Below are 1613 nucleotides of genomic sequence, written 5' to 3'. Positions count from 1 at the left end.
GGCGCTGCGGCTCACGCCCGGCCCGGCCGGGGCGCGGCGGCAGGCCTTCGCGCCGCGCGCCGCGGCCCTGGCCGCCGCCGTGCTGGTGCAGCCCTTCCCCACGGGCGGGCCGCCGGGGATCGCCTGGAAGACCGGCACGAGCTGGGGCGGGCGGGATGCCTGGGCGATGGGGCTCGATGCCCGGCACGTCGCCGGCGTCTGGGTCGGGCGGCCGGACGGCACGCCGCTGCCCGGCGCGACCGGCGCCCGCATTGCGCTGCCGATCCTGGCCCGCATCTTCGAGCGCCTGCCGGCGGCGCCGCGCGAGGCGCTGCCGGTCCGCGCCGCCGCCGCGGCCCAGGCCGAGGCGCTCGACCGGCTCCGGCTGACCTTCCCGCCGCCCGGCGCCGTGCTGGGCGAGAGCGCGGCGCAGGTCACCCTCCGCGCTGCCGGCGGCCGGCGGCCGCTGACCTTTCTGGTGGACGGCCAGCCGCTGCCGGCCGAGCCGGCCCGGCGCGACGCGGCCTGGACGCCGCCCGGCCCGGGCTTCTATCGGGTAACGGTGCTGGACGCGGCGGGTGCCGCGGCGCGGGCGGAGGTCAGGGTGCGGTGACGATCCTTTATGTCGACGGCGATGCCTGCCCGGTGCGGGAGGAGGTCTTCCGGGTCGCCACCCGGCTGGGCCTGCCGGTGAAGGTGGTCAGCAACGGCAGCCGCCCGGTGCGGCCGCCCGGCCTGCCGAACGTCGAGATGGTGCTGGTGCCGGAAGGCGCCGATGCCGCCGACGACTGGATCGCCGAGCGGGCGGGGCGCGGCGATGTCTGCATCACCGCCGACATCCCGCTGGCCTCCCGCTGCCTCGCCAAGGGCGCGCGGGCGATCGGCTTCAAGGGACGGCCCTGGACGCCGGACAATATCGGGGGCGCGCTGGCGGGGCGGGCGGTCTCGGCCGAGATGCGGGAGCGCGGGATGCAGACCGGCGGCCCGGCGCCGCTGACCCAAGCCGACCGGTCGCGCTTCCTTTCGGCGCTGGATGCGGAGATCGCCGCGGCGAAGCGGGACGAGGCGGCGCCGCCGCCGCGGGCCTGGGTGAGCTTCGAGTAGAAAGGCAAGCTTGGGGCGGAAAAAGCATTTTCCTCCCCAGGCCCCTCCATTCCTTTCCGGGAGTCGGGTGCCGCTGCGCGGAGGGTGCCGACTCGCAGCAACAGATGAGGGGTCCGGGGCGAACGCCTTCTCCCCGGCCCTTCTTCCCTCTTCAGCGCGCCTCGGGCGCCGGCACCGGCGCGTTCGGCGCCAGCTGCTTCGACATGGCGTTGAGGTCGCGCAGCTGCTGCGCGTCGCGGTCGGCCGGATTGGCGACGCCGGCGGAGCGCTGCTGCTGTTCCAGCGCGCCGCGATGGGTCTGCGCCCCGCCGGAGGCCTGGCCGCCCGGCTGGCCCTGGCCACCCGGCTGGCCCTGGGCGCCCGGCTGGCCGGTGGTGCCGGCCCCGGTGGCGGCGCTGCCGCCGCCGGGCGGCGGGGTGCTCGGCTGGCCCATGCCCATCGAGCCCGGATTGGTGCCGTTCACGCCGCCGCGTCCCATGCCCGCGGCGGCGCCGGCCCCGCCGGCAGCCCCGGCCGAGGTGCCCGCGGCC

The 1613-nt window shown here is 78.2% G+C and carries 1 protein-coding gene and 2 pseudogenes; 2 read left to right on the top strand and 1 reads right to left on the bottom strand.

Going from position 1 to position 1613, the window contains the following annotated elements; translation table 11 throughout:
• Nucleotides 1-592 (top strand): annotated as a pseudogene (locus E2C06_RS36360) (hypothetical protein); the annotation flags it as partial.
• Complete coding sequence (locus E2C06_RS36355) at nucleotides 589-1083, top strand: YaiI/YqxD family protein (protein ID WP_133293368.1); 495 nt, start codon at nucleotides 589-591, stop codon at nucleotides 1081-1083. The pseudogene E2C06_RS36360 and the gene E2C06_RS36355, both read left to right, overlap by 4 nt.
• Nucleotides 1084-1234: 151 nt before the next feature.
• Here E2C06_RS36355 and E2C06_RS38325 read toward each other — a convergent pair.
• Nucleotides 1235-1613, bottom strand: a pseudogene (locus tag E2C06_RS38325) (hypothetical protein); the annotation flags it as partial.

Origin of the sequence: Dankookia rubra, from assembly GCF_004355005.1 — a bacterium.
Taxonomy (GTDB): Bacteria; Pseudomonadota; Alphaproteobacteria; order Acetobacterales; family Acetobacteraceae; genus Paracraurococcus; species Paracraurococcus ruber_A.
Note: the sequence above shows the minus strand (reverse complement) of the source record. Positions and strands in the feature narration are given on the sequence as shown.